A 1462-nucleotide genomic window follows, 5' to 3' on the forward strand; every position below is an offset into this window, starting at 1 on the left:
CAGCGTGTAGACAAAGTACCAAAGGTACAAGGTCTACACGCTTTTTTGTCGAATAAACATGACATTCAACACTTTGTAGAGGTGGAAGCATGCTGAACAAGCAACAGGCCGAAGGTCGTTATCAGATATCCGTAGTCTCGTTAGATGAATTGGTTCCACAAGATCATCTCGTTCGAAAAATCGAAAATGCCATCGACTTTTCTTTTATCTACGACTTGGTGAAAGACCGGTACTCTCTCGACAACGGAAGACCTAGCATTGACCCCGTCGTCCTCATCAAAATGGTGCTCATCCAGTACCTGTTTGGAATCCGTTCCATGCGACAAACCATCAAAGAGATCGAAACAAACATCGCCTATCGGTGGTTTCTGGGTTATGACTTTACACAACCGATTCCCCACTTCACGACGTTCGGGAAAAACTACGTACGGCGATTTCAAGGAACCGATCTGTTTGAAAAGATTTTTACTGGTATTCTCGAGGAGGCTTGCCATCACGGATTTGTAGATCCCTCGGTCCTGTACATTGATTCCACCCATGTAAAAGCTAGTGCGAACAAGAAAAAGTACATCAAGCAACTCGTTCAAGAAGAACGGAAGAAGTATCAGGAACTCCTTGAAGAAGAATTGAACCAGGATCGCGTGGAGCATGGAAAAAAGCCATTGCCAAAAAAGACTGAAACAGCCTGGAAGGAGGTGAAACAAAGTACCACGGACCCTGACAGCGGCTGGTTTGTCAAAAACGAGAAGGAGCAGACGTTTGCGTATTCGTTTCATGCAGCAAGCGACCAACATGGCTTTGTCGTCAGTGCCGTGGTGACGGCGGCTAACGTTCATGACAGTCAGGCCTTTTCGGATGTTTTCGAACAAGCCGTGGGACGCGTAGGAAAACCGGACGCCGTGGCAGTAGATGCTGGATATAAAACGCCTTACATTAGCAAGTGTCTGATAGATGAAGGAATTCGCCCCGTGATGCCTTACACCCGTCCGCATACGAAGGAAGGGTTTTTTCGAAAGCATGAATACGTGTATGATGAATACTTTGATTGCTACATCTGTCCTGCCGGACAGGTTCTTACCTACGAAACCACCACGCGTGACGGCTACCGTATGTACCGTTCCGCCCCAGGCGAATGCAACCATTGCCCATTCCGCCCCCAATGTACAGAGAGCCGGGAGGCTGTGAAGCGAGTCAGTCGTCATATTTGGGCCGATTACCTAGACGAAGTGGAGCATCTGCGACATACCGAAGTGAATAAACGCCTGTACGCACGCAGAAAAGAAACCATTGAGCGCGTATTTGCGGATTTAAAGGAGAAGCATGGTTTGCGTTGGACCACTTTGCGAGGACTGAAAAAAGTGACAATGCAGGCGATGCTTGTCTTTGCTTGTATGAATTTAAAAAAACTGGCCAATTGGCTATGGAAGGCAGGCAAAGGGAGGCACAATGCCTTTCATTTTCG

1 protein-coding gene is annotated in these 1462 nt (G+C 47.4%); it reads left to right on the forward strand.

Annotated elements, in window-relative coordinates:
* Positions 1–89 precede the first annotated feature (89 nt).
* On the forward strand, positions 90–1462 hold a 1373-nt coding region (locus ETC00_RS19245), incomplete at its 3' end, for an IS1182 family transposase (RefSeq protein ID WP_171567671.1).

Source organism: Brevibacillus sp. MCWH (assembly GCF_013096935.1).
Taxonomy (GTDB): Bacteria; Bacillota; Bacilli; order Brevibacillales; family Brevibacillaceae; genus Brevibacillus; species Brevibacillus aydinogluensis.